18 protein-coding genes are annotated in these 26,888 nt (G+C 73.1%); 11 read left to right on the top strand and 7 right to left on the bottom strand.

The window, feature by feature from the left end; translation table 11 throughout:
- Positions 1-5 precede the first annotated feature (5 nt).
- The gene (locus tag IE109_RS19260; RefSeq protein WP_189552150.1) at positions 6-1,403 is read right to left on the bottom strand and encodes a GH1 family beta-glucosidase; all 1,398 of its coding nucleotides are present in this window, start codon (positions 1,401-1,403) and stop codon (positions 6-8) included.
- Positions 1,404-1,611: 208 nt separating this feature from the next.
- Between IE109_RS19260 and IE109_RS19255 the strand changes: the two genes are divergently transcribed.
- From IE109_RS19255 to IE109_RS19240, 4 genes are all read left to right on the top strand, one after another.
- Positions 1,612-2,586, top strand: a complete 975-nt coding sequence (locus IE109_RS19255) for an ROK family protein (RefSeq protein ID WP_189552149.1) — start codon at positions 1,612-1,614, stop codon at positions 2,584-2,586.
- A gap of 227 nt (positions 2,587-2,813) precedes the next feature.
- Positions 2,814-4,025: a mannose-6-phosphate isomerase, class I gene (manA, locus tag IE109_RS19250; RefSeq protein WP_189552148.1), complete on the top strand. Its 1,212-nt coding sequence runs from the start codon at positions 2,814-2,816 to the stop codon at positions 4,023-4,025.
- 360 nt (positions 4,026-4,385) lie between these two features.
- Positions 4,386-6,011 carry a cellulase family glycosylhydrolase gene (locus IE109_RS19245; protein WP_189552147.1) on the top strand — a complete coding sequence of 542 codons (1,626 nt, stop codon included), beginning with the start codon at positions 4,386-4,388 and terminating at the stop codon, positions 6,009-6,011.
- A gap of 118 nt (positions 6,012-6,129) precedes the next feature.
- Positions 6,130-7,122, top strand: a complete 993-nt coding sequence (locus IE109_RS19240) for an acetylxylan esterase (RefSeq protein ID WP_189552146.1) — start codon at positions 6,130-6,132, stop codon at positions 7,120-7,122.
- 51 nt (positions 7,123-7,173) lie between these two features.
- On the opposite strand, the gene IE109_RS19235 is transcribed toward IE109_RS19240, so the two are convergent.
- Entirely contained in the window at positions 7,174-8,202 is a 1,029-nt protein-coding gene (locus IE109_RS19235) for a LacI family DNA-binding transcriptional regulator (protein ID WP_189552145.1), read from the bottom strand.
- Complete coding sequence (locus IE109_RS19230; protein WP_189552144.1) at positions 8,199-10,601, bottom strand: glycoside hydrolase family 2 protein; 2,403 nt, start codon at positions 10,599-10,601, stop codon at positions 8,199-8,201. The genes IE109_RS19235 and IE109_RS19230 overlap by 4 nt, the downstream gene beginning before the upstream one ends.
- Positions 10,602-10,881: 280 nt before the next feature.
- On the opposite strand from IE109_RS19230, the gene IE109_RS19225 reads away from it, so the two are divergent.
- From IE109_RS19225 to IE109_RS19215, 3 genes are all read left to right on the top strand, one after another.
- On the top strand, positions 10,882-12,201 hold the full coding sequence (locus tag IE109_RS19225; protein ID WP_189552143.1) for an ABC transporter substrate-binding protein: 1,320 nt from the start codon (positions 10,882-10,884) through the stop codon (positions 12,199-12,201).
- Positions 12,202-12,282: 81 nt separating this feature from the next.
- Positions 12,283-13,284, top strand: a complete 1,002-nt coding sequence (locus IE109_RS19220; RefSeq protein WP_189552142.1) for a carbohydrate ABC transporter permease — start codon at positions 12,283-12,285, stop codon at positions 13,282-13,284.
- Entirely contained in the window at positions 13,281-14,201 is a 921-nt protein-coding gene (locus IE109_RS19215; RefSeq protein ID WP_189552141.1) for a carbohydrate ABC transporter permease, read from the top strand. Before IE109_RS19220 ends, IE109_RS19215 begins: the two co-directional genes overlap by 4 nt.
- Positions 14,202-14,230: 29 nt before the next feature.
- On the opposite strand, the gene IE109_RS19210 is transcribed toward IE109_RS19215, so the two are convergent.
- Positions 14,231-15,256 carry a LacI family DNA-binding transcriptional regulator gene (locus IE109_RS19210; RefSeq protein ID WP_189552140.1) on the bottom strand — a complete coding sequence of 342 codons (1,026 nt, stop codon included), beginning with the start codon at positions 15,254-15,256 and terminating at the stop codon, positions 14,231-14,233.
- 152 nt (positions 15,257-15,408) lie between these two features.
- Between IE109_RS19210 and IE109_RS19205 the strand changes: the two genes are divergently transcribed.
- Positions 15,409-15,813 carry a CU044_2847 family protein gene (locus IE109_RS19205; RefSeq protein WP_308431372.1) on the top strand — a complete coding sequence of 135 codons (405 nt, stop codon included), beginning with the start codon at positions 15,409-15,411 and terminating at the stop codon, positions 15,811-15,813.
- A gap of 35 nt (positions 15,814-15,848) precedes the next feature.
- Positions 15,849-20,150: an nSTAND1 domain-containing NTPase gene (locus IE109_RS19200; RefSeq protein WP_189552139.1), complete on the top strand. Its 4,302-nt coding sequence runs from the start codon at positions 15,849-15,851 to the stop codon at positions 20,148-20,150.
- Positions 20,151-20,179: 29 nt separating this feature from the next.
- Here the strand turns inward: IE109_RS19200 and IE109_RS19195 are convergent, their stop codons facing one another.
- Positions 20,180-21,595 (bottom strand): amidase, encoded by a 1,416-nt coding sequence (locus IE109_RS19195; protein ID WP_189552138.1) that lies wholly within the window; start codon positions 21,593-21,595, stop codon positions 20,180-20,182.
- Positions 21,596-21,738: 143 nt separating this feature from the next.
- The gene (locus IE109_RS19190) at positions 21,739-22,707 is read right to left on the bottom strand and encodes a Rieske (2Fe-2S) protein (RefSeq protein WP_189552137.1); all 969 of its coding nucleotides are present in this window, start codon (positions 22,705-22,707) and stop codon (positions 21,739-21,741) included.
- A gap of 116 nt (positions 22,708-22,823) precedes the next feature.
- On the opposite strand from IE109_RS19190, the gene IE109_RS19185 reads away from it, so the two are divergent.
- Positions 22,824-23,582 (top strand): hemerythrin domain-containing protein, encoded by a 759-nt coding sequence (locus IE109_RS19185; RefSeq protein ID WP_189552136.1) that lies wholly within the window; start codon positions 22,824-22,826, stop codon positions 23,580-23,582.
- Between the two features lie 681 nt (positions 23,583-24,263).
- Here the strand turns inward: IE109_RS19185 and IE109_RS19180 are convergent.
- Positions 24,264-25,202, bottom strand: a complete 939-nt coding sequence (locus IE109_RS19180) for a hydroxyacid dehydrogenase (RefSeq protein WP_189552135.1) — start codon at positions 25,200-25,202, stop codon at positions 24,264-24,266.
- 682 nt (positions 25,203-25,884) lie between these two features.
- On the opposite strand from IE109_RS19180, the gene sbnA reads away from it, so the two are divergent.
- Positions 25,885-26,874: a 2,3-diaminopropionate biosynthesis protein SbnA gene (sbnA, locus tag IE109_RS19175; protein ID WP_229891248.1), complete on the top strand. Its 990-nt coding sequence runs from the start codon at positions 25,885-25,887 to the stop codon at positions 26,872-26,874.
- The last annotated feature ends 14 nt before the right edge of the window (positions 26,875-26,888 follow it).

Below are 26,888 nucleotides of genomic sequence, written 5' to 3'. Positions count from 1 at the left end.
CGTCCTCACCGGGTCCGCCCCGCGCGTGCCCCCGCCGTCGCGATCAGCTCCCGGTACCAGGCGTAACTGGCCTTGGGGGTGCGCCGCTGGGTCGCGTAGTCCACGTGGACGATGCCGAACCGGCGGCTGTAGCCGTAGGACCATTCGAAGTTGTCCAGCAGGGACCACACGTAGTAACCCCGTACGTCCACGCCGTCGGCCATCGCGTCCGCGACCGCACCGAGGTGCGCCCGGAGGTAGGCGATCCGGTCGGTGTCGTGCACCGTGCCGTCCGCCGCCGGGGTGTCGTGCTCGGCGGAGCCGTTCTCCGTGATGTGGACCGGCGGGAGGGCGGGGCCGTACCGCTCGCGCAGGGACGTCAGGAGCGAGCGGAGGGTCCCGGGGACGACGGGCCAGCCCATCGCCGTCCGCCGGGCCCCGGGGACGGGAACCTCCTCGAAGCGGTTGTCCCTCGCGTGCCGGCGGCCCGGGTCGGGCTCCCGGTAGGGGGCCGCCCGGACGGTGGACGGCGTGTAGTAGTTGATGCCGAGGAAGTCCATCGGCGCGGAGATCAGGTCGAGGTCGCCGGCGCGGCGGAAGTCCTGGCGCTCGATCAGTTCCTCCCAGGTGTCGGTTTCGGTGGCGGGGTAGCGGCCGGCCAGCAGCGGCTCGGTCCACATCAGATTGCGCTGGGTCTCGGCGCGGACGGCCGCCTCCCGGTCCTCGGGGCGCGTCCCGGCCGGTGACACATGCGTGAGATTGAGGGCGATGCCCGCCTCGCGCACCCCGGCCGCCCGCAGGGCACGCAGGGACAGGCCGTGGGCCACCAGCAGGTGGTGGGCCGCCGCCAGGGCGGGGGTTCCCTCTCGCGCGCCCGGCGCGTGCTCCCCGTCGGCGTATCCCAGGAAGGCGCTGCACCAGGGTTCGTTGAGCGTGATCCAGCGCGGGACGCGGTCGCCCAGTGCGTCGGCGACCAGGGCGGTGTACTCGGCGAAGCGCGCGGCCGTGTCCCGGCAGCGCCAGCCGCCCGCGTCCTCCAGGACCTGCGGAAGATCCCAGTGGTACAGCGTGACGGCCGGGGTGATGCCGGCGTGCAGCAGGTCGTCCACGAGCCGGGAGTAGAAGTCGATGCCCTTGGGGTTCGCCGGTCCCGCGCCGGTGGGCTGGACGCGCGGCCAGGCCACGGAGAACCGGTACGAACGCACCCCGAGGTCCGCGAGGAGCGAGACGTCCTCCCGGTGGCGGTGGTAGTGGCCGCACGCCGTGTCACCGTCGCCGCCGTCGAGGACGGCGCCGGGACGACGGCAGAAGGTGTCCCAGATCGACGGCCCTCGGCCGTCCTCCGACACGGCTCCCTCGATCTGGTAGGCGGAAGTCGCCGCGCCGAATTCGAATTCCGGCGGGAAGGTGGGGAATCGGCTCATGGAGCGGCTGCCTTTTACTGGGGGACGGATCGGAGGAGTGGCCCGATCGTGAGGGCGCGGAGGGCCCGTGGTCCAGCCGGGGCCGGCGATACGGCAAGGGTTTTACTAAACCCCGACTTAACTGAACCGGTTTACTAGACAACGTTGTCAGAGGCAGGCACAGTGGCGGGCGCACGCTGAGCCCCACTGTGAGGAAAGGTCCGACACGATGGTCTACGGAGCACTCGACATCGGCGGTACGAAGATCGCCGGCGCGCTCATCGACTCCGGCGGCCGCCTGGTGGCCCGCAGCCAGTGCGCCACCCCGGCGCAGGGCTCGGCGGAGGAGCTGATGGCGGCGGTCGACGCCGTGCTGGACGACCTGGCGGCGAGCCCGGAGTGGGCCGGCCTCTCCTGTCTGGGCGTCGGCTGCGCGGGCCCCGTGGACACCGCGGCCGGGACGGTCGCTCCGGTGAACATCCCCTCCTGGCGGGGGTTCCCGCTCGTGGACCGGGTCCGCGCCCACGCGCGCGTGCCCGACGGCATCCGGCCCGTGCTGGTGGGGGACGCGGTCGCGATGGCGGCGGCCGAACACTGGACGGGCGCCGCCCGAGGCGTGGACAACGCCCTGTGCATGGTGGTCTCCACCGGGGTGGGCGGCGGCCTGGTCCTCAACGGTTCGCTGCACGCGGGCGGTTCCGGCAACGCCGGGCACATCGGCCACATCAGCGTGGAGCAGAACGGCCCGCTGTGCCCGTGCGGGGCGCGCGGCTGCGTGGAGCGCTTCGCCAGCGGTACGGCCATCGCCGCCCACGCGCTGGAGTCGGGGTGGGTGCCCCCGGCGGGCGCGGCCCCCACGGCCGCGGCCGTCGCCGCCGCGGCCCGCGAGGGCGACACCAGGGCGCTGGCCGCCTACGACCGTGCCGCGAGGGCGCTGGCGGCGGGGATCGCCGCGACGATCGCCCTGGTGGAGCTCGACCTGGTGGTGATCGGCGGGGGCGTCGCCCAGGCCGGCGAGACGCTGTTCGGCCCGCTCCGCCGCCACCTCGACGGCTACGCGGTCCTCGACTTCGCCCGCGGCGTGCCGGTCGTCCCGGCGCGGCTCGCCCTGGACGCCGGCCTGATCGGCGCGGCGGCCGCCGCTGCCACCGGCCTGCCGGGGGCGGGCCGCGGCGCGCCCGGGCTGCCGGCCGGCCGCCCCTAGGGCCCTGTCTTTTCGGATCGGGCCGGATCGCGCCGGATGCGGGAGCGGGTCCGGTGCGTGCGGACGCAAGGCGGAGGAGGGAGCCACTGACCAGCACGGGCGACCGACTACGACACGGCAGACGCGCGTGCCGGGGCACATCGCGCGAGCCCCGCAAGATCCGGAAGACAGGCCCCAGGGGCTGTCCGCACGACAGCCCCCGCCCCCTACGCCAGGACGCACACCTCATGGACCTCCTCACCAACACCGTCCAGCCCTACGCCTGGGGCTCCACCACCGCGCTGCCCGAACTCATGGGAACGCCGCCCACCGGGGAGCCCCAGGCCGAGCTGTGGATGGGCGCCCACCCCGCGGCGCCGTCCCGCGTCGAGCGCGACGGCCACACGCTGCCGCTCGACCGGGTCATCGCCGCCGATCCCGCGCGTGAGCTGGGGTCGGCCGGCCTGCGCCGGTTCGGACCCCGGCTGCCCTTCCTGCTGAAGCTGCTCGCCGCCGACGCCCCGCTCTCCCTCCAGGTCCACCCCGACCTCGCCCAGGCCGCGGCGGGCTTCGCGGTGGAGAACGCCCTGGGCGTGCCCGTGGACGCGCCGCACCGCAACTACCGCGACGGGCACCACAAGCCGGAGATGATCGTCGCTCTCACCCCGTTCGACGGCCTCTGCGGATTCCGGGCGCCGCGCGGGTGCGCCGATCTGCTGGACCGGCTGGACGTACCGGGCTTGCGACCCTTCGGCGCGGCGCTGCGCGACGGCGACGACGAGGCCGCGCTGCGGGAGGTGTTCACCGCGTTCCTCTCGCCGCCCGCCGGCCTGGTCGGCGAGGTCACCGGCGCGGTCGCGCGCGAAGCGGCCCGCGAGGGCCCCCACCGGGCGGACCTCGGCGCCTACCTGGCGATCGCGCGCGCCCACCCCGGCGATCCCGGGCTTCTCGGCGCCCTGATGCTGCGGTACGTGCGGCTCGCCCCGGGTGAGGCCCTCCACCTCGGCGCGGGCGTCCCGCACGCGTACCTCTCCGGTCTCGGCGTGGAGATCATGGCGAGCTCCGACAACGTCCTGCGGTGCGGCCTGACGAGCAAGCACGTCGACCCCGACGAGCTGCTGAAGGTGGTCCGCTTCAGCGCGCTGCCCACCCCTGTCCTGGTCCCCCGGGCGGAGGGCGACGAGCAGGTCTACCCCGCGCCCGTCGACGACTTCCGCCTCTCCCGGCTCGTGCTCACCACCCCGCTCCGCCCCCGGCCGCTCGCCCCGGGCGCGCCGCAGATCCTCCTGTGCACCCAGGGCGAGGCCCACGTCGCCTCCGCCGGCGCCTCCTTGACCATCGGGCCCGGCCGCGCCGTCTACGTACCCGCGTGGGAACGCGTCGCCGTATCGGGCCGGGGGACCGTCTTCCGCGCCACGGTCGCGGTGCCCGGCGACCGGCCGAACGACACCGGCCACTGAACTTAACCGGTTCCGCACTTTCTCTTGTTTCGGCCGCCGCATAGCCCTAGCCTCTTCCCCAGTCGCCGAGCGGCCGTTGAATCGGCCGCTGTGAACACCGGGTCGTGCGAAAAGGCGCGACCGGCCCGGCGCCATTGATCCCGCTGCCCGGTGAGAGCCGCACGACCGCACCGGCAGCGGGACACCGGTCGGCTCCGACGCCGGTAAGCGATCCCCTCCCCGACGGCTGCCGGGAAAACCCCTCCACGCCGCCGGGGAACTCCGCCGGGCCGACCGCACCGCATCCTCCACATCAGGACAGCCGTACGCCGCGAACTCGCTTCAGCCGCGGTGTGCGCGCCACCGAACCGGGAGCACCCCATGAGCAGGAAACTGGCCACCGCGGCGGGAGCGCTGTTGGCCCTCGCCACCACCATGTTCACCGGCCCACCCGCTGCACAGGCCGCCGAGCCGGGCACCGGCTTCCACGTACGCGACGGCCGCCTCCTCGACGCGAACGGCAACGACTTCGTCATGCGGGGCGTCAACCACGCCCACGCCTGGTACGCCGCCAGGACGGGGCAGGCGCTCGCCGACACCAAGGCGCTCGGGGCCAACTCGGCGCGGATCGTCCTCAGTACCGGGGACCGCTGGACCAAGAACGACTCCGCCGACGTCGCGAAGGTCGTCGGCCAGTGCAGGGCCAACCGCCTCGTGTGCGTCCTGGAGGCCCATGACACCACCGGGTACGGGGAGCAGAGCGGAGCGGTCCCGCTGTCCAGGGCGGTCGACTACTGGATCGAGGTCCGGAGCGCCCTCGAGGGGCAGGAGAAGTACGTCATCCTGAACCTCGGCAACGAGCCGCACGGAAACGTCGGTCACTCCGCCTGGACCGCGGACACCACCAACGCGATCACGCGTATGCGGGCCGCCGGGTTCACACACACCCTCATGGCGGACGCCCCCAACTGGGGCCAGGACTGGTCCTTCACCATGCGGGACAACGCCCCGGCCGTCTTCGCCGCCGACCCGCAGCGCAACACCGTCTTCTCCGTCCACATGTACGGCGTGTTCGACACCGCCGCGGAGGTGCGGGACTACCTCGACCGGTTCGTCGCCCGCCGGCTGCCCGTCGTGGTGGGCGAGTTCGGCGACGACCACTCGGACGGCAACCCCGACGAGGACGCCATCATGGCGGCCTCCCGCGGGCTGAACCTCGGCTACCTGGGCTGGTCCTGGAGCGGGAACGGCGGCGGCGTCGAGTACCTCGACCTGGCGACCGGCTTCGACGCGAGCCGGCTGACCGCCTGGGGCAGGCGCCTCTTCGAAGGCCCCGACGGCATCAAGCAGACCTCGCGCGAGGCGAGCGTGTACGCCACCGGCGACAGCGGCGACACCCGGCCCCCCACCGCTCCCGGCGCACCCACCGCCTCCGACGTGACCTCCACCGGAGCCCGGCTGTCGTGGGCGGCCTCCACGGACGACACCGGTGTCACCGCCTATGACGTGATACGCGTCGACGGCACCCGGGAGACCCGCGTCACCTCCACCGCCACCACCGGCGCCCTGGTGACCGGCCTCGCCCCGGCCACCGCCCACACCTTCGCCGTCTACGCCCGGGACGCCGCCGGCAACCGCTCGCCCCGCTCCGCCACGGTCACCGTCACCACCACCGGCGGGCCCACCGCCGGAGCCTGCGCCGTCGCCTACCGGCTCCAGGAGTGGACCGGCGGCTTCAACGCCGACGTGACCATCCGCAACACCGGCACCCGTGACATCACGGGCTGGCAGCTCGACTTCGCCTTCCCCGGTGGGCAGACCCTCAACTCCGCGTGGAACGCCAAGGTCGTCCAGCAGGGCAGCCAGGTCCGCGCGACCCCCGAACCGTGGACCGGCACGATCCCGGCGGGCGGAACGGTGAGCTTCGGCATCAGCGGCAAGTCCGGTGGCGGCAACGGCGTCCCCGCCGCCTTCACCCTCAACGGCGCCTCCTGCGCCAGGAGCTGACCGCCGCACCACCCCGGGGCGCCGCACCCCGGCGCCCCACCCCGCGCACCCCGCCCCCGCCGGTGTCCGATCCCGGCGGGGGCGGGGCCCGAACCACCCGCACGAAGGAACCGGAACCATGCCGTACACCGACCTGCCCGTGGGCCACCCGGCCGCCCGTGGCGCACAACTCCCTCCGGAGCCCGTCGACTTCGACGCCTTCTGGGCCGGGACCCTGCGGCGGTCCAGGGCCTTCGGCGGGGAACCGGTCCTGACACCGGTCACCGACACGCGGCTGGTCACCGTCGACGTGTACGACGTCCGCTTCCCTGGCTGGGACGGCCGGCCGGTCGCCGGGTGGCTCGTCGTGCCCTCGGATGCCGAAGGGCCCTCGCCGACGGTCGTCACGTACATCGGCTACGGCGGGGGGCGCGGGCTGCCCACCGACCACCTGCTGTACGCGTCGGCCGGTTACGCCCATCTCGTCGTCGACAGCCGCGGGCAGGGCGACGACACTCCCGACGTGTACGAGGGCACCGGCACCCAGTGGGTCCACGGCTTCATGACCCGGGGCATCGAGGACCCCCACGACCACTACTACCGCCGCCTGATCACCGACTGCGTCCGCGCGGTGGACGCGGCCCGCCTCCTGCCGCACGTGGACGCCGCCCGGATCGTCGTCCAGGGCGCGAGCCAGGGCGGCGGGCTCGCCCTGGCCGTCGCGGGTCTCGCCGGCCGGGCCGTCGCGGCGGTGCTGTCCGACGTCCCCTTCCTCTGCCACATGCGGCGCGGCGCGGAGACGGCGACGGAGGGTCCGTACACCGAGCTCGTGGCCCACCTGCGCCACCGGTCCCGGCAGGACCCCGACCGGGTCTTCGCCACGCTCGGCTACTTCGACGGCGTGCACTTCGCCCGCCGAGCCACGGCCCCCGCGCTCTTCAGCGCCGGGCTGATGGACCCCGTCTGCCCGCCGTCCACCGTCCTCGCCGCCTACGAGCGCTACGCCGGGGACAAGACCCTCAGGGAATGGCCCTTCGGCGACCACGGCGGGGGGCGCGGCGCCACCGCCGCCGAGCACCTGCGCTGGCTGGGCGAGCGGAATCTGGCGCCCTGCGCACCCCGGCCGGTGTGACGCGGGGCCGTACCTCCCGGTGAGGAGGTACGGCCCCGGCCCGCCGGCCCGCTACCGCCGCGGCGGCCCGGTGGACCCCCGCGGCGTCAGCGACGGCGTCGGCACCTGGAGCGACTCGCCACCCGAACCGTCGATCACCCCGAACAGGGCGCGGGCGACCTCCCCGCCGAAGTGGTGCACGTCGTGGCTCATCGCCGACAGCGGCGGATGCGTGAGCCGGCACAGCTGGGAGTCGTCCCAGGCGAGGAGCGACACGTCGTCGGGCACGGTCAGCCCCATCTCGGCGGCCACCGCCGCGCCCGCGACGGCCATGATGTCGTTGTCGTACACGATCGCCGTCGGCCGGTCCGGTGTCAGCAGCAGGCCACGGGTCGCCCGGGCGCCGTCCTCGCCGGCGAAGCCGGTGGCCACCTGGCGGCGGCCGTCCAGGCCCAGTTCGGCCATCGCCGTCCCGAACGCCGCCCCCCGGATGCCGCTGTGCCCCAGACCGGCCGGGCCGCCGACGCGGGCGATGCGCCGGTGGCCCAGCGCGGCCAGGTAGCGCACCGCCTCGGCCACGGCGGTCGCGTCGTCCGTCCACACGGAGGGGAAACCACCCGTCAGCGACGGGTGGCCCACCGCGACCGCGGGCAGCCCCATGGCCCTGAGCGCCGGCACCCGGGGGTCGTCGTCGTGGAAGTCGACCAGGATGGCGCCGCCGATCATCTTGCCGCGCCACCACCCCTCGTACAGGGTGATCTCCTCGCGCAGGTCGCGCACCAGCCGGAGCAGCAGCGAGCAGGAGCGCTCGGCCAGGACGCTCTCTATGCCGGAGATGAACTCCATGTAGAACGGTTCGAGGCCGAGCAGTCTCGCCGGGCGGCAGATCGCCAGTCCGACGATGTCGACGCGCCGGCTGGAGAGGCTGCGCGCGGTCTGGTGCGGGGTCCAGCCGAGTTCGCGGGCGACGTCGAAGATCCGCTGGCGGGTGGCCTGGGAGACCCCGGGCCGGTTGTTGAACGCCATGGAGACGGCACCCTTGGAGACGCCGGCGCGGGCGGCGACGTCGTTGATGGTGATGCGCGGGGACGCCGGATTCACGCCGGGTCCACGCTGAACAGCGCGGCCCGGGCGGCCGTTGCCTCCACGTCGCCGCAGCCGGTCACCCTGATGCGGGCCTCCTCGCCGGGCAGCAGGGTCAGCAGCCCCCGGTCCGCGACCGCCCCGGGGGCGAGCCGGTCGGCCTGGAGCAGGAGGTCCCGCACCAGGGTGTGCGCCGTGACCACCACGTCCACCGCGTCGCCGGCCTGCCCGGGCACGGCCTCGGTGCGGACGTCGTAGCGGGGCGAGGGATGGGCGAACTCCTTGTCCGGTACGGGGAAGTGGACCGCACGCAGGCCGTCCGCGTCGGCCACCAGGAACTCCTTGGACGACCCGGGGGCGGGGCGGAGTCCGGCCGGGATCACCGTCCTCGCCACCGACCGGGGCCCGGCGGCCACCTCGGCCACGGTCTCCCGGACCACGCCGCCGTCCGCGTCGAGCAGGCGCAGGGTCACGGCCGCGCGCCAGGGCTCGGCGGACTGGTTGTCGACGGCGAGCACCGGGCCGTCCTCGCCCGGCAGGAGGGTCAGCAGGCGGTCGGCGTACACCCGGCGCAGTTCGTGGTGGAGCGGCTTGAGCCGGCCGTCGCCGTCGACGGCGGCCCACGAGCTGACCGGCCAGCAGTCGTTGAGCTGCCAGACGACCGTGCCCGCGCACACCGGCCAGTGCGCCCGCCAGTGCTCGATGCCCGCCGCGACGGCGCGCGCCTGCACCACCTGGGCCAGGTAGTGCCAGCGGTCGAAGTCGTCCTCGGGGAGGACGAAGTGGCGGGCGATGCCCCGGTTCAGCTTCCCGTTGCCGTCCTCGGCCTTCTGGTGGTGCAGCATGCCCGGCGAGTCCGGGGCGAGGGCCTCCCCGGGCAGGGCGCGCCGCAGCGTCGCCAGGGCGGGCGGCGCCTGCCAGCCGAACTCCGCGACGAAGCGGGGGACGCTCGCCCGGTACTCGGCGTAGTCCTGTCGGTTCCACACCTCCCACGAGTGGTGGGTGCCGTGCCGGGGGTCGTTGGGGTGGTGGTCCCAGGAGCCCGACCAGGGGCTGCCCGCCGTGTAGGGGCGGGTCGGGTCGAGTTCGGCGACGATCCGCGGGAGGAGCCCGAGGTAGTAGCCCTCGCCCCAGGAGTCACCCGCGAGGCCCGGCTCCCAGCCCCAGTCGCGGAAGCCCCACAGGTTCTCGTTGTTGCCGTTCCACAGCACCAGGCTGGGGTGGGGCATCAGCCGGACAACGTTGTCGCGGGCCTCGGCCTCGACCTCGCCGCGCAGCGGCTGCTCCTCCGGGTAGGCGGCGCAGGCGAAGAGGAAGTCCTGCCAGACCATCAGGCCGAGCTCGTCGCAGGCGTCGTAGAAGGAGTCGTCCTCGTAGATGCCGCCGCCCCACACGCGTACCAGGTCGACGTTGGCCCGCGCGGCCTGGAGCAGCCGCGCCCGGTACCGCTCGGGGGTGACGCGGGACGGCAGGACGTCGTCGGGGATCCAGTTGACGCCCCGGGCGAAGATCCGCACACCGTTGACGACGAAGGTGAACCCGGTGCCGTGCGCGTCGGCGGACCGGTCGACGACCACCGTCCGGAAGCCGATCCGCCGGTGCCAGGTGTCGAGCGCGTCCCCGTCGTCGAGCAGCGTGACGTCGAGGTCGTACAGCGGCTGGTCGCCGTAGCCGCGCGGCCACCACAGCCGGGGCTCGGGGACCCGCAGGCGCAGGACGGCCTCGTCGCCGGTGAAGGTGGCCTCGGCCGTGTGCCCCCGCACGGTGGCGCGGGCGGTGAGCGGGCGTCCGCCGCCGCGCTCCGAGCGCCGCACCCGCAGTCTCACCTCCACGTGCCCCGTCCCGTCGTCGACGGTGACCAGCGGGCGGACGTCGTCGATCCGCGCCGTCGACCAGTGTTCGAGCCGCACCGGACGCCACATGCCGGCGGTCACGACGGTCGGGCCCCAGTCCCATCCGAAGCCGCAGGCCATCTTGCGGATGTACTGGAACGGCTCGGGGTAGACGTTCGGCCGCTCCCCGGTCAGGGCCCGGACGCCGGCGGCCTCGTCGTACGCGGAGGCGAACCGCACTTCCAGGGCGCCGGTGCGTCCGGTGACGTCGAAGCGGTGGCGCCGGTGCATGTTGCGGGTCGTGCCCAGCGTCTCGCCGGCGAGGGTGATCGTCGCGGCGGTGTCCAGGCCGTCGAAGACCAGGTCGGTCCGCTCGTGCGCGCTGTCGTGGGCCAGGTCGGTGAGGTACGACCAGGCCCGCCGGCCCACCCATGCGACCTCGGTCTCGTTCCGCCCGATGTACGGGTCGGGTATGACCCCGGCCGCCATCAGGTCGGTGTGCACGCAGCCGGGCACGCGCGCCGGGAGCAGTCGTTCGTCGTGGCGCAGGCTCCAGCCGTCGTGCAGCTGGGTGACGTCCTTCATGGTGTGCGGCTCCAATCGCCTGACGGGGCGGGGTGCGGGTGCGACGCGGGTCAACCTAACCGGATCACCCCGCCATGTCCATGAACCGGTAAAGCTCGGTTCAGTGACACGCCGTGTGCGCACAACCGCCGACCGGGCAGTCGGCAAGGGCCTGGGAGGGGTTCTCGGTAACGATTGGGCATCGCGCCGGAAACCAGCACTTTACCGGTTCACCTCTGGCTGACATAGTGCCGACATCCCACCCGTAGACCTGAGCCGTAACCCTGAAGGAGTTGGGCACATGGGGAAGACGAAGACGCTCGCGGGCGCGCTTCTCACCGTCGCGATGCTGACCGTGACCGGATGCGGCGGTGGAGGCGGCACTTCCGGCGAGACGGCGGCCGCCCCTGCCGACCCGGGGGCCGTCTCGGGCGAGATCAAGGTTCTGACGCACCGCACCGACCTCGTGCAGAACGGGGTGATGAAGCGTTACGCCGCCGAGTTCAACAAGATCTACCCCAAGGTGAAGGTGACCTTCGAGGGCATCACCGACTACGAGGGGGAGGTCAAGATCCGTATGAACACCAAGGCGTACGGCGACGTGCTGATGATCCCCGCGGCGGTCGCCAAGAACGACTACCCGAAGTTCTTCGCCCCCCTCGGGTCCACGCCCGAGTTGTCGCGCACCTACCGCTTCACCGACAAGACCGAGGTCGGCGGGAAGGTCTACGGCATAGCCCAGTTCGGCACGGCCAACGGCTTCGTCTACAACAAGGCGCTGTGGAAGAAGGCCGGCGTCACCCAGTGGCCCAGGACCCCCGGGGAGTTCACCGCCGCCCTGGAGGCCATCGGGAAGAAGACCGGGGCGACCCCCTACTACACCAACTTCAAGGACGGCTGGCCCCTGGTCCAGTGGACCGCCAACATCGGCTCGGTGACCTGCGACCCGAAGGCCACCGACAAGCTCGCCGGTGCCGTCTCGCCCTGGAAGGAGGGCGGCGAACTGCACACGATCGACTCCCTGCTGCACGACATCGTCAAGCGCGGTCTGTCGGAGAAGGACCCGTCGACCACCAACTGGGAGAACTCCAAGGGACTCCTCGGCAAGGGCGAGGTCGGCTCCATGATGCTGGGCTCCTGGGCGATCACCCAGATGCAGGCGGCGGCGAAGGACGCCGGCGGCTCTCCCGCCGACATCGGCTTCCTGCCCTTCCCCGCCCAGAAGGACGGGAAGTTCTGCGCCACGCTCGTCTCCGACTACCAGCAGGCCGTGAGCATCCACTCCGAGCACAAGTCCGCGGCCCGCGCGTGGATCGACTGGTTCACCGGGAAGTCCGGCTACTCGGAGACCGAGGGAGCGGTCCCGGCCCTGAAGTCCGCGCCTCTGCCGGCCACGCTCAAGGACTTTGTTGACAACGATGTCACCCTGGTGGAGCGGTCCGAGGCGCAGACCGGGCCGGTCAACGCGATCGACAACGCCGCCGAACTCGGCCTCAACAAGCCCGACTACCGGCAGAAGCTGATCGACATCGCCCGCGGGGCGCAGAAGGGCAGCCTCCAGGGCTACTTCTCCGAGCTCGACAAGAAGTGGGACGAGGCAGCGAAGACCGCCGGCTCCTGACCCGGCGGCCACGGGCCCCGGCCGCGCACCCACCCGGCCGGGGCCCACGTCCTCCCGCACCCGCGGACACGAAAGGCCGACATGACCGAGACGACCGACACCGCACCCCGGGCTCCCCTCGCGGGCTCGCGGCGTTCGCCCCGCACCGTCCGCCGGGCGGGGCGCGGGGCGACGCGGCACCCGGGCCGCCGGACGCCCCAGGGCCGCTCCTGGCGCCACTCCCCGCTCCAGCGGATCACCCCCTGGCTGTTCCTGGCGGCGCCGCTGGCCCTGCTGATCACGTTCACCTACGTCCCGGTGGCGAGCATGGTCGCCTACAGCTTCACCGACTGGGACGGCGTCAGCCCCGAACGGAACCTCACCGGCGCCGACAACTACGTACAGATCTTCACCCGTCCCGAACTCTTCCGGGTCTTCTTCGTCAGCGGCTACTACCTGGCCGCCTCCGTCCTCCAGATCGGCGTCGCCCTCTACTTCGCGACGGTCCTCAGCTTCAACCTCAGGTTCCGCAACTTCTTCAAGGGCGTCCTCTTCTTCCCGTACCTCATCAACGGTGTCGCGATCGGCTTCGTCTTCCTGTACTTCTTCCAGGACGGCGGCACGCTCGACTCGGTGCTGTCCTGGCTGGGCGTGCGGACCGACCACGCGTGGCTCGGTGACCCCACGTCGGCCAACGTCTCGCTGGCGGGTGTGTCCGTGTGGCGCTTCACCGGGCTGAACTTCGTGCTCTTCCTCGGCGCGATCCAGTCCATCCCGGGCGAGCTCTACGAAGCGGCCGAGCTGGACGGCGCCGGGAAGTGGCAGCGGTTCCGGCACATCATCGCCCCGAGCATCAAACCGGTGCTCAGCCTGAGCATCATCCTGGCGATCTCCGGCTCCCTGTCGGTGTTCGAGATCCCCTACATCATGACCGGCGGCGCGACCGGCACGTCGACCTTCGTCATCCAGACGGTCAAGCTCGCCTTCCAGTTCAACAAGACCGGCCTGGCCTCGGCCGCCGCCGTGGTGCTGCTGGCGATCATCCTGCTGATCACCTGGATCCAGCGCCGCCTCGTGCCCGACGACAAGGTGGACCTCGTATGACCCCGGACCCGACCGCCACCCCTGCCACCCCGGCCGCCCCCACCGCCCCGGCGGCTTCGGCCGGCCCGGCGCCGGGCGCCCCGGCCACCCGGCGCCGCCTCCCCGTGGGGACGGCTCTGACCTATCTGTCGCTGCTGGTGGCGACCGTGGTGGTGCTGCTGCCGCTGGCCGTCGTCCTCCTCACGTCCCTCAAGACGTCCGAGGAGGTCTCCGAGGGAGGCGCGCTCTCCCTCCCCGGCGACTGGCTGAACCTGGAGAACTACGCCACCGCCTTCACCGACGGCCACATGCTGACCGCCTTCGGCAACACCGCGTTCATCCTGTTCTTCTCGATCGGCGGCACCGTGGTCATCGGATCGATGACGGCCTACGCGATCGACCGCTTCGAGTTCCGCGCCAAGAAGCTCGTGATGGCGCTGTTCCTGGTCGCGACCCTGGTGCCGGGCGTGACGACGCAGGTGGCGACCTTCCAGCTGATCAACGGTTTCGAACTGGTCGACACCCGCTGGGCACCCATCCTGCTCTACATGGGCACCGACATCGTCTCCGTCTACATCTTCCTGCAGTTCATCCGGGGCATCCCGGTGTCACTGGACGAGGCGGCCCGGCTCGACGGCGCCAACACCTTCACCATCTACCGCAAGATCATTTTCCCGCTGCTGAAGCCCGCCGTCGCGACCGTGGTCATCATCAAGGGGATCACCACGTACAACGACTTCTACATCCCGTTCCTGTACCTGCACTCGGAGGACCTCGGCACCATCTCCACCGCCCTCTTCCGCTTCAAGGGCCCCTTCGGGGCGCACTGGGAGGCCATCTCGGCGGGCGCGATCCTGGTGATCGTCCCGACCCTGGTCGTCTTCCTGCTCCTCCAGCGGTGGATCTACAACGGGTTCGCGCAGGGCGCCACCAAGTAGGCCGGCGGCGGCCCGCGGGTCCGGGCGGTTCAGCCGGTGCCGGTACGCGGCGGGGAGGTGCTCCCCCGCGGTACGAGCCGGGCGGGCCCCTCGCGGACGTCGGCGACGCGCTCGCCGGCGACGGAGGCGAGCAACGCCTCGGCCGCGCGGGCGCCGTAGGCCGGGATGTCCCGGGACACCGCGGAGAGCGCGGGGCGGACGACCCGGGTGAGCGGCGACTCGTCCCAGGCGACGATGGACAGGTCGGCCGGGACGTCGAGGCGCAGCTCCTGGGCCACCGACAGGGCCGCCACCGCCATGATGTCGTTGTCGAAGACCATCGCGGTGGGGCGGTCCGGTCCGATGAGCAGACGGCGTGCCGCCCGTGCCCCTTCGTCTCCCGTGTAGTCGGTGTGGACGACGGCCGGTTCGGGCAGGCCCGCCTCCCGGCAGACGTCGAGCATCGCGGCGTCCCGCTCGGCGGTGTGGGCCAGCTCGACGGGGCCGGCCACCCGGGCGACGCGCCGGTGGCCGAGGGCGGCCAGGTAGCGCACGATCTCGCGCACGCTCTCGCCGTCGTCGGACCACACCGAGGGCAGGGACCCCGAGGTCCCGGGCGGGCCGACGACCACGGCCGGCAGCCCCAGTTCCTCGACGGCGTGGACGCGCGTGTCCGCCGAGTGCAGGTCCACCAGGAACACCCCGTCCACCCGGCCCTCGCCCCACCAGCGCCGGTGGACCGCGGTCTCCTGCTGGTGGGTCTCCACCATCTGCAGCATCAGCGCGTACGACCGTCCGGAGAGCACGCCCTCGATGCCGCTGACGAACTCCATGAAGAACTGCTCGACGCCCAGCGTCCGCGCCGGCCGGCGCACGACCAGCCCGACCGCCTGCGCCCTCGCCCCGCTGAGGGCACGGGCGGCGCTGTTGGGCCGCCACCCGAGTTCCTCGGCGATGGCCTTGATGGACGCCCTGGTCCCCTCGGACACACCGGGCTGGTCGTTGAGGGCGTACGAGACGGCGACCTTGGAGACGCCCGCGCGACGCGCGATGTCCGCCATCGTCGGACGCTTCACGTGCCACCCCCTCCGCCTGAGCAGGACCTTCATGTCGTCCCGACTCTACCGGCCGCCGGCGCCGCCGGCCGGGTCCGGCGAGGGACCGGGTTCCCGGCGGCGGCGCGGGACCCGTCCCAACTCCCCTTGCGGCAAAGGTGCGTCGGTTCGTTATGATCGCCAGCCCCCGGCCGCTGGAGGAAGACATGAGTGAACGCCTTGTCCACATCGACGTGCCGCTGGGCGACGGCAGCGACGAAACGATCCGCGTCCAGGTACGGGAGCAGGAGGACGACCTCGTCCGGGTGGGTCGCGGCGACCGTGCCGTGGCGCGTGCCGAGCGGACCTTCGGCCAGATGCTGGACACCGTACGGCCGGTGGCGGAGAGCTTCGTCAACCGGTTCGGCGGCATGGCGAACGCGCCGGACGAGATCACGCTGGAGTTCGGCGTGTCCCTGTCCGCCCAGGCGGACGTCGTCATCGCCAGCACCGCGACGTCGGCCAATTTCACGGTCAGTCTGACCTGGAACAGGAGTGACGCACGCGACGTGGCTGGCGATAATCCGCAGGGGGCGTGACCGGGCGGCCCGACGACGGAACGCGGAGGTCGCCGGTGACGGGGGCGGAACAGCGCAGCGCGGACGGGATCCTGGCCTCGACGGTCGCCCGGATCGCGGGACCGGACGGCGAGGTCGCCGGCGCGGGTGCGCTCATCGCCCCCGACCTGGTGCTGACCTGCGCCCATGTGGTGTCCGACGCCCTGGGCCGGCCCCGGCACGAACCGGTGCCGGAGGGGACCGGCGTCACGGTCGAGTTCCCGCTGGCCGCCCGCCCGGCCGGCCGGGCGGGGCCACTGCGCCGGACCGGGGAGGTCGAGCACTGGGTGCCCACCCGGCCGGACCGCACCGGTGACATGGCCGTCCTGCGGCTGCGGGAACCCGTGCCCGGTGTGCGTCCGCTGCCCATGGCCGACCCCGCCAGCGTCTGGGACCACGGGGCGCGGGTCGTGGGCTTCACCGGCGGCGAGCCGGGTGAGATCTGGTTCCGCGGCAAGCTGAGCGGGAGCACCGGCGAGGGCTGGGTCCAGCTGTCCCGCGCCGACGGGCAGAGCGCGCACATCAGGCCGGGGTTCAGCGGCAGCCCCGTCTGGGACAACGACATCGGGGCGGCCGTCGGCCTGGTGGTGGCGGCCCAGCCCGAGCGGGAGGGCCAGCAGGCCTTCGTCCTCCGCACCGGCACCATGGCCGCGGAGCTGGCGCAGCTCGAACGGATCCTCCTCCCGGCGTCCCCCTTCCGGGGACTGGCCACCTTCCAGGAGGGCGACGCGGACGTCTTCTTCGGCCGGGACGAGGAGATCGAGCGGGTGGCCGGTGTGCTGCGCGACGCACGCAGGGCCGTCACCCTGTACGGGCCGTCCGGCTCGGGCAAGTCGTCGCTGGCGCTGGCCGGAGTGGTGCCCCGGATGCGGCAGGCGGGGTACGACGTCCTGGTGGTGAACGCCGGGCAGGTCTCGTCCCCGCTCTCCGCGCTCGCCACCGAGCTGTACGAGGCCGCCCGGACGGGACGGTACGGGCTGCCGCCGCAGGCGCCGGACGCCGACACCGTCGAGAGGTGGCTGACGGCGAAGGGCCTCACGGACACCTTCCACCGGCTGCGCCGCTCGACCTCCGCCAGGCTCCTGGTCGTCCTCGACCAGGCCGAAGCGCTCCTGGACCGCACCGACGCCGAGGTCGCCCGGGCCATCGACCTGCTTTTCCCCGACCGCCTGCCGGACGGCGTGCGGGTGCTGGCCACGCTCCGGGCGGACTTCGTCGACGCGGTCCTGCGCCATCCCCGGCTCGGGTCCACCATGGGCGGGGGCCGGCAGCTCCCGCTGACGCCCATGGCCCGGGACCAGCTCGCGCAGGTGGTCGCGCGGCCCCTGGAACGGGTTCCGGGCGTGGTGTACGACGCCGGTCTGGAGCGGCGCATCCTGGACGACGCGGGGGGCGCGCCGGGGGTCCTGCCGCTGCTGGGGTTCGTCCTGGAGCAGTTGTGGGAACAGCGGGCGGACGGGCGGCTGCGGGCGACGACGTACGAGGACCTGAAGGGCGTCTCCGGAGCGCTGGAGCTGCACGCGGAGCGCGTCTGGGAGGACTGCGTCGGCGGACCGGACGCCCCGGAGGCCGAAGCGCTGCGGTTGCTCACCGGGCTCGTCCGGATGCACCCCGGCAGCGAGAAGCCGTTGCGCCGCCGCCTCACCCGTGCCGAGGCCGGCGAGACCCGGTGGAGGATCGCCCGGTCGTTCGCCGAGCGGCGCCTGCTCGTCCTGCACGGCGGTGAGAACGAGCCGGAGACCGCCGAACTGGCCCACGAGGCACTGATCACCGCCTGGCCCGCGCTCGCGCGACAGGTGCGGTCCGACGGCGCGTTCCTGGCCGGCCGGGGCGAACTGGGGCACGACCGCGAGCGGTGGGAGCGCGGGGGACGGTCCCCCGACCTGCTGCCCGGCCGGTCGCAGCTCGCGGCGATCGAGCGGTGGACGGCCGGGCGCGAGGAGGAGCTGACCGAGGACGAACGGGGCTTCCTCGCTCTCGCGCGCCGGCGGCACCGTACGCGCCGGGCACGGCTGCGGGCCGCGTGGACGGCGGTGGCCGGGGTGTTCGCGCTCATCGCGGGGCTCGGCACCTTCCTCGTCCAGCAGGCGGAGGTCAACGAGCAGCGGGAGGCGGAGTCGCGGTCACGGGCACTGGCCGGCCTCTCCGAGGAGATGGCCACCAGGGACCCGGGGCAGGCCGCGCTGGCCGCGGTGGCGGCGTACGACATCGCGCCCACCCAGGAGGCCCGCAGCGCCCTGCTGCGCAGATACGACCGGTTCAAGGACGCGGAGTGGGTGCTGACCGGCACCGAGGGGGAGATCGACGCGGTCGCCATGAGCGCGGACGGCACGGTGACGCTGGTGACGACCGAGCAAGGGCGGGCGACGCTCTTCCTCCGCGGCGGGGGCACGGTGCTGCGGGTGTCCCTGCGGCTCCCTGCGGAGGCCAGTGCCCCGATGGTCAGCGCGGACGGCCGGCGGATCGCCTATCTGGCGGACGGCCGGCTGACCTGGCGGGACGTGCGTCGCGGGGCGAAGAACGCCGAGGACGCGCTGGGCCGGGCGGAGACGATCCGGGGACCCGCCCTGAACTCCCCCGGTACGGCCATGACCGACCCGGGCGGCATCGCGGCCCTCTCCCCCGACGGCACCCGGGTGGCCGCGGTCCACGTCGTCAGGGAGGACGAGGAAGGGCCCGACAAGCGGTTGTGGGTGTGGGACCTGGTGAAGCGGGAACGGCGGGAAGTCCCGGTGACCGGGCCGGTCGTCGAGAGGGTGTGGTACGGCCCGGACGGGGACACGGTCGTGGTCCAGCGCAGACGGACGGTCCGGGATCCCGGGTCCTGGATGGTCGCTGTCGACACCCGCACGGGCCGGACGCGTACCCTCGCGGACGGGGTGTACCGGAGTTCCTCCGTCGCCCAGTTGGGCTTGTCCGGCGACGGGACCACGCTCGCCGTGTGCCTGCGCGGGTCGACCGCGAGTGACAGCAGCTACCGTCTCGTCCGCGTGGCGGACGGGCGTGAACTGCACCGCTACGACGTGGAAACGAGCTGCAACAGCATTGCGATCGGCGTGACGGGTGAGCAGTACGCCGTGCGCGAGCTGGGGGGCTGGCACCTGATCGACAGGCGGCCGGGGCGCGGGGTGAAGCCCTTCTTCGGACCGAGGACCACGCTCATGACCGACCTGCCCCTCATCGGGGACCCCCGCGCGCCGACCATGGCCGCCTGGGACGAGACCGCGGTGACCGGGTATCCGCTGACCCTCGGCCGCGACGAGGTCGCCAGTCCTCCGGTGCTGCTCGCCCGCGGCACCCGCATGCTGGCCCACCTCGGCGAGCGCGGCGAGCGGCTGGCCGTCGTCGACTCGAGCGAGAGCGTGGACGACGACCGGACCGGGGGCCTGAGGATCCTCGCGTCCGTGAAGAGGGACATGGCCACGGCGCCTGAGAAGAGCCGGGACCTCATCGTCAACCGTGCCGAGACGCTCGTCGCCGACCTCGTCGCCCGCGACCGGGTCGCCGTCCGGGAGCTCCCGTCCCTCCGCCTGGTCGCGGAGGTCACCACGGCCATGCCGCCCCTCGACGGCGAGGGCGAGCCGCAGGCGGTGGAGTTCATGTTCCCCGCCGACGGCGAGCTGGTGACGGTCTCCGGTACGCGCATCGAGCACTGGGACGCCCGCACCGGCGAGCGCCGGTCGAAGCCCTTCGACGTGAACGACCTCGGGCTCAGCGGGAAGAAGTCCCCGCGGTTCTTCCTGGACGGGCACCCCGAACCGGGCCACGTCCGCATCATGATCGACGGGGATCCGACGCTCTACGCCGTCGGCCTCCGGACCGGACGCGAGAACCGGGAGCGGCGCCTGAGGCTCGGCCCGGACGTGGTCAACGCCGTGCTCGACACGAGCGGGCGGTACGCGGCGGCCAAGACGAAGGGCGAGATGCTGGAGCTGTGGTCGGTGCCGCCGTCCGGGAAGGGGAAGCCGGAGCGCGTCGTCGGGCCGATCGGGCCGCTGAAGTCCGATCTGTACCAGGCGGGCTTCGTGGGGGAGAGCTCCGACTTCTTCCTGGCCGCCGGGACGTCCGTGCGCTTCCTGAGGCTGGCGGACCTCAAGCGCAGCGAGTCGTACGACTTCGCCGAGGAGCAGTACTTCCTCGCCGCGGCCAGGGGCGGCAGGACGCTGCTCCGGTCGGGGCGCGACGGGCGGGTGGACACGCTGCGCCTCGACCCCGCGCTGTGGAAGCGGCACGTGTGCGAGGTCATGGGCCGCGACCTGGACGAGGACGAACGCCGGGGCGTGTACCAGGGGCTGCCGCCCCGCATCTGCCCGGCCTGACCCGCCGGCGCGCCGCGACGCCCGGCCGGTCAGACGTCCTGGACGCGCCGGAAGGGGCGGTCCGCCTCCAGGGCGAACGCGACGTCGAGGAGCGTCCGTTCGCTGCCGGGACGGCCGGAGAACATGACGCCGATCGGCAGCCCGTCCTCCGTCGTACGCGCGGCGGGCACCGAGATCGACGGGGTGCCGACCACGTTGTTGAGCGGGGTGAAGGCGACGTGCGCGAGGATCCGTTCCATCAGTTCCTCGTAGGGGACGGCCGGGCTGAGGTGGCCGATGGGCGGCGTGGTCCTGGCGAGCACGGGGGACAGCACCAGGTCGAGCCCGCGGAACGCCGCCGCGTAGGCCACCCTGGTGCGCTTCAGCCTCTTCAGCACCCCGGGGGTGCGCCGCCAGTTGCCGAGGTAGGACTCGCGCAGTCCCCGGCTGAGGCCGTCCATGCGGCGCCGGTCGAAGTCCGCGCCGAGGGTCCGGCCCGTGACGCCGAGGAGGAACGACAGCAGCCCCCAGTAGGTGAGGAAGTCGTCGGTGAAGCGGGGGTCCAGCGCCAGGTCCACCGGCTCCACGGTGTGGCCGAGCCGTTCGAGGGTGGCCGCCGTCTCCATGACGGCCGCCCGCGTCGGGCTGTCGGATCGGACACCGTTCGGCGAGTCGAGCAGGAACCCGACGCGCAGCCGCCGCTCCGAGGGCCCCTCGACGAGGCCGACGGGCGGCAGCTTGGGGTTGCGCCAGTACGTCTCGGCGGCGGCGAGGAAGGCGGCGGTGTCGCGCACGGACCGGCTCACCACGCCGTCGGAGACGATGTCGATGGGCAGCTGACGGCTCTGCGCGTTGGGCACGACCCGGCCGCGGGTCGGTTTGAGGCCGACCAGTCCGCAGCAGGCGGCGGGGATACGGATCGACCCGGCACCGTCGTTCGCGTGGGCGATCGGCACCACCCCGGCGGCGACGAGCGCCGCGCTGCCGCCCGACGAACCGCCCGCGGACCGATCCGTGTCCCAGGGGTTGCGGACGGGGTCGGCGCCCTCGTACTCCGTGGTGGGGCTGAACCCGAACTCGGGCAGCCGGGACTTGCCCAGCACCGTGACGCCGCTGCTCAGGAACTGCCGGGCGAACGGCGCGTGCCGCCGCGCGGCCCTCGGTGTGAAGGCGGCGCTGCCGTGGCCGGTGGGCAGTCCCAGGTAGTCGGTGTTGTCCTTCACGAAGGTCGGCACTCCGGCGAAGGCCCCGCCCGTCCCGGCCGCGGGCGCCGGGGCGTCCACGCGCACCTGGACCGCGTGGAGCCGGTCCTCGACCGCCCGCACCCGCTCTGCCGCGGCCCGGGCGGCCTCGGCGGCGCCGACCTCGCCCCGCCGGATCGCCCGGGCGAGCCCCACGGCGTCGTGTTCCCCCAGGGCGTCGTCCCGGAAGGCGTGCACCGTGGTCCGTTCCTCGAAAGTGGTCACCGCTACCTCGCCCGGCCGTGTGGATGGTCGCCGCCATCATGGCGTACCGGCAAGTAACACGCGAGGGGTACGCCGGATCGGGCAGGCGCGACGGGCCGGAGCGATGCGGGGCGGCGGGGCGGGGATACGACGCCGCCCCGGGGTTACGCCGCGTCCGAGGCGTCCGTGGTGCCGCCGAGGTGCCGCAGGCGTACCTCCAGGCGGCCTTGGGAGACCCGGGTGTCGAAGGCCGGCTGGGGCGCCGTCGCGGGGCCCCGGACGTTCCAGCCGTCCTCCAGCCGGAACACACTGCCGTGCCAGGGGCAGCGCACGCACCCGTCGGCGATCTCGCCCTCCGACAGCGGGCCGGCCATGTGGCTGCAACGGTCGGCCAGGACGTGGACGGTGTCGTCCTGTTCCCGGACCACCATGACCGCCACCTCGCCCACCTGGCGCCGCACCGCCCTGCCCACGGGCAGACCGGCGAGGTCGCCCACCTCGTGCCAGCCGGGTTCGACCAGGTGCGGCACCTGCTCGGCGTGGTTCGCCCCGGACGCCTGGCGGTAGGCGAGGTGGCCGCCCAGCGCCCCGCCCAGGGACACCGCGGCCAGTCCGGCCAGCCCGAGGGCCTTGCCCCGCGCCTCGCGGCCCCGGCACCTGGCGGCGAAGGACGCGGCGTACAGCGCGACGGCGGTGACGTTGCCGGCCGCGTGCACCAGGCCGACGCGCTGCTGCTCCTTGGGCAGCTCGGCCCAGTCCGTCCACCCGGCGACCGCCGCCGGCCCCGCGGCGGCCAGACCGACCCCGACCAGCGCCCGCGCGCCCCGGCGCTGCCCGGGCAGCGCGTCGAGCACCGCGGCCGACAGCCAGGTCCCGATCGGCACCTGCACCATCAGGGGGTGCACCGGATGGCCGAGCCATCGCCCGTGCAGCGCGTCCCGCGCGTCCCCCAGGGGCGCCGCCCGCACGGCCGCCCGCACGGCGTCGATCAGCCGGTCGGCACCCGGCCACCGCTCCAGCCGGTCCACCGCCCGCAGGACCCGCCCGGGCCCCTCCGGCGACGGCAGCAGCCGCCGCAGCGCTCCGGACGTACGACGACGCGCCGTACGACGACTCGTGAAAGAAGCATCCATGCGACACGAGTAGCCGCTCCGGTCGGGCGAAAACCGGGGCATGTGGTGCCTGTGGGTGCCGGTGCGGGGTAGTCGGCGTCATGCTGCCTGCCACACGCCGACCAGGGAGGGCGATCATGACCCCGTCCATCGCGGAACAAAGCGTCGAGGAGCTCGGCGGTCACGCCAGCATCCTGGCCAGGCAGCGCCGGGACCACGCGGAGCTCGACCGTCTCATGGCGTCGTACGAGGCGGGCCGGGCGTCGCCGGTGCCGGTGCCGGCGGCGGCGGCGGCGGCGGATCCGGTGCCGGCGGCGGCGGCGGATCCGGTGCCGGACGAGCGACAGCGCATCCTCCGCGACATCGTGCAGCTCACCTTCAGCCACGCGTTCGCCGAGGAGACCGTCCTGTGGCCCGCGCTGCGCCGTCTGGCCGCCTCCGGCGAGGTCCCCGACGGTGAGGACCTGACGTCGAGGGTCGAGGGCGAGCATCAGCGGATCAACGACCTCGTGGTCGAGCTGGAGAGGATCGGTCCGGCCGATCCGCGCCACGACGAACTCGTCGCGGAGGTGTTCGCGCTGATCCGGCAGGACATCCGCGACGAGGAGGACCTGCTGCTGCCCCGGCTCCAGGAGGCCCTCGACACCGCGCGCCTGCGGCGGCTGGGGTCGGCGTGGGAGATCGTGCGCCGTACGGCCCCCACGCGTCCTCATCCCGCGGTGCCCCGCAGGCCGCCCGCCAACGCCCTCCTCGGCGTACCGCTGAGCGCCGTCGACCGGCTCAGGGACGCCCTGCCGATCGGTACCCGCATGCGGCCGGGGACGGCGTTCGCGGCGGCGGGCGCGAGCCTCGGTGCCGCCTGGCTGGTCGCCAGGGGCCTCCGGGGGCGTCACTGATCCGGCACGGATCGGTACCCGCATGCGGCCGGGGACGGCGTTCGCGGCGGCGGGCGCGAGCCTCGGTGCCGCCTGGCTGGTCGCCAGGGGCCTCCGGGGGCGTCACTGATCCGGCACCCGACCCGGCGGGATGCCCGGCCCCGGGGCGTAGGCGTGTCGAGCGGTTCCCCGAACATGTCGTCGGCGTTCCGGGCGTCGATCTCCCACAGGTGCCGGGTCGTCGGTCACCCCCGGCGGCAGCGGGCGCCCGCACCGCGCGGGCGGCGGCCGGTGCGGGCGCACCGGCCCGCCGACGGGTACCGCCTCCGGCGGCGGCCCGCAGTCCGGTGCATTCCGCGCCCGGCGGCACGCACAGCGTCACCTCGGCGCCGAGTCGGCGCAGCCGCACCGCGAGCGCCACCATCGGTTCCGCACTTCCGCGCGCCCCGTACACCCCGTACACGGACGACACGACACGCATTCGCCGCTCCCGATTGTTCCCGGTCCCGGCCGGGAGTGGGTCCGGAACGTCGCGCGTCCGCCTCGGGCAGGTGATCGCGCGCCATCGCCCGGGTTTTGCCGCAAGCCCCCGGCTCGCTATTCCTTCGTGGAAAGGGACGGGTATTCCCCTTTCCCCCGCGGTCGGCGAATGACGGCCGGTCGCCGAACTTCCCTGCGCGATATGGGCTGTTGGCCGGGGAATCAGGGCCGGGCCGGGCCGCCCTCCGGCAGGAGGGCGCGGCGGACGGCCGATACGGCGTCGCGGCCCGCGCGGTACTGCGCGTCACGGGTGCCGGCCCCGATGTGCGGGGTGGGGAGCACGTTGTCGTAGGCCAGCAGGCCGTTGTGGGTGGCCGGCTCCACGGCGAAGACGTCGAGGGCGGCGCCGGCGACGCGCTTGTCCTTGAGGGCGGTTTCCAGGGCGGACTCGTCGACGATGCCGCCGCGTGAGGTGTTGACGAGGCGGAGGGTGGGCTTGGCCATCGCCAGCGCGGCGGTGCCGATGATGCCGGTCGTCGCCGGTGTGCGCGGCAGGTGGACGGTCAGGACGTCCGACCGCCGCATGAGCGCGTCGAACCGCACCGGTTCGACGCCCAGTTCCTCCGCCACACCGTCGGGCACATGGGGATCGTGGGCCAGCAGACGCGCGTCGAAGGCCGCCAGCCGGCGGGCGACGAGCCGCCCGATCCTGCCGAAGCCGAGGATGCCGACCGTCTTGCCGCTCAACTCCTCGCCCTGGAAGGCGGAACGGTTCCACTCCCCGGCCCGCACCGAGGCGCCGGCCGCCGGGATGTGCCGCAGCAGGGCGAGGATCAGTCCCACCGTCAGCTCGGCGACGCTGGTGGTGTTGGAGTCCGGAGCGTTGACGACCTCCACTCCGGCCTCCCGCGCCGCGGCGAGGTCGACGTTGTCCAGCCCGACTCCGGCTCTGGCCACGATCCTCAGCCGGGGCGCGGCCGCGAGCGCCTCCCGGTCGACCCGGGTCGCGCTGCGGATGATCAGGGCGTCGGCGGCCGGCAGGGCGGCCAGCAGCCGGCCGCGGTCCGAGCCGTCGCAGTGGCGTACGTCGAAGTCCGCGCCGAGACCTTCGAGGGCTGCGGCGTCCAGGGGGTCGGCGATGAGAACTACGGGCTGAGCCACGTCGGTCCAATTCTCTGCGGGACCCGGTGGGGGTTCGGGAAGACGGCCCGGTCAGGCAATTCGGGCGGCCGGCCAGGAGGGTGGGTCGGTCCCCGGTGGCGGCGCTGGCTGGATCCTCGCGGACTGATCGATCAGCCGCAACAACCCTCATGGCCGCAGGATGTGTTTTGTCTTGATTTCGCAACCTCTCCACGTGAAAACTACTCGCGTAGAGTGACCGCCATCACAAACGATACCGCTCGCCTCAAACATGCCGAGCGACTTTTTTTTTGCAGGAATTCCTCATTCCGTTAGCGGTCCACGGGCGGGTACCGCCGCGGGTACCGAGCCCGACGTCTTGTGACACACTTCCCACCTCACCGCCCGGCTCGATACGGACATAGCGGTGCATCAGTGCCCGTTACCGGCGCGCTGTGATCGCAGAACGGGCCACGTGTCAAGACAATGAAGCCACGATAAGTGCCCTTGGCATTCGGATCTTTCGTCGGCTACCGTCCTGGAGGGCGTGGCTCACCGCACCGCTGGGTGACGCCTCGACCGTACTGCCAGAGCTTCAACCAACGTTCTTCCAAAATTCCGCAGGTCGGCCGCGCGGTGACTCTTGTCGGCGGATATCTTTAGGAATCGCTAAATGGTCTCCCACGCCCAAATAAGCCATTCGAGATATGAGGGGAAGGCTCCTGTGAGAGCCCCGCAGGACCTCATCCTGGATGAGATATTCGTCGACCTCCAACCGGCTCTGGGACGCAGCCTCTCGCTGAAATGCGAAGGGTTCAACTTCTTCGGTTCGGTCAAGGCCAAGGCCGCCGTCGCGATGATTTCCGCGGCGGAGGAGTCGGGCAGGCTGAAGCCCGGCTCGACGATCATCGAGTCGTCGTCCGGCAGCCTGGGGATCGCCGTCAGCGCGATCGCCGCGGACCGCGGGTACCGCTTCGTCTGCGTCACCGACGTCCGGTGCAACGAGCGCAACATCAGGCTGATGCGCTCGCTCGGCGCGGAGGTGGTCCTCATCTCGGAGCCCGACGAGAACGGCGGTTTCCTGGGCAGCCGCATCCGTTACGTGGAGGCCGCCTGCGCCGCGGACCCCGAACTCGTCTGGCTGAACCAGTACGCCAACGAGAACAACTGGCGCGCCCACTACCGCACCACCGCTCCCTCCATCGTCCGGAACTTCCCCGACCTGGAGTACCTGTTCGTCGGGGCCGGTACCACCGGGACCCTGCTCGGCTGCGCGCGCTACCTCAAGGAGATCGGCCACCCGGCCCGGGTCGTCGCCGTCGACACCGCCGGATCCGTCACCTTCGGCGGGCCGCCCGGGCGCCGGCTCATCCCCGGACTCGGATCGAGCCGGCCGCCGGCCTTCTCCGACCAGAACGGCGTCGACGAGGTGATGATGGTCGAGGAGGCCGACACCATCCGGATGTGCCTGTACCTGGCCCGCCGCGGCTTCCTCTTCGGCGGATCGACCGGCACCGTGCTGCACGCCGCGTGGAAGCGCCTGCTGGACGAGCGCCCCGACGCCCGCGCCGTCGCCGTGTCGCCCGACTTCGGCGAGCGGTACCTCGACACGATCTACGACGAGGACTGGGTGCGCCTGCACTTCGGGGACATCGGGCGGTTCGACCCGCTGCGGGAACTGGCCGCGCCCATGGCCGAGTACGTCCAGGGATGAGGGAAGCGACCACC

It is taken from the genome of Streptomyces lavendofoliae (assembly GCF_014649735.1).
GTDB classification, from domain to species: Bacteria; Actinomycetota; Actinomycetes; order Streptomycetales; family Streptomycetaceae; genus Streptomyces; species Streptomyces lavendofoliae.
Note: the sequence above shows the minus strand (reverse complement) of the source record. Positions and strands in the feature narration are given on the sequence as shown.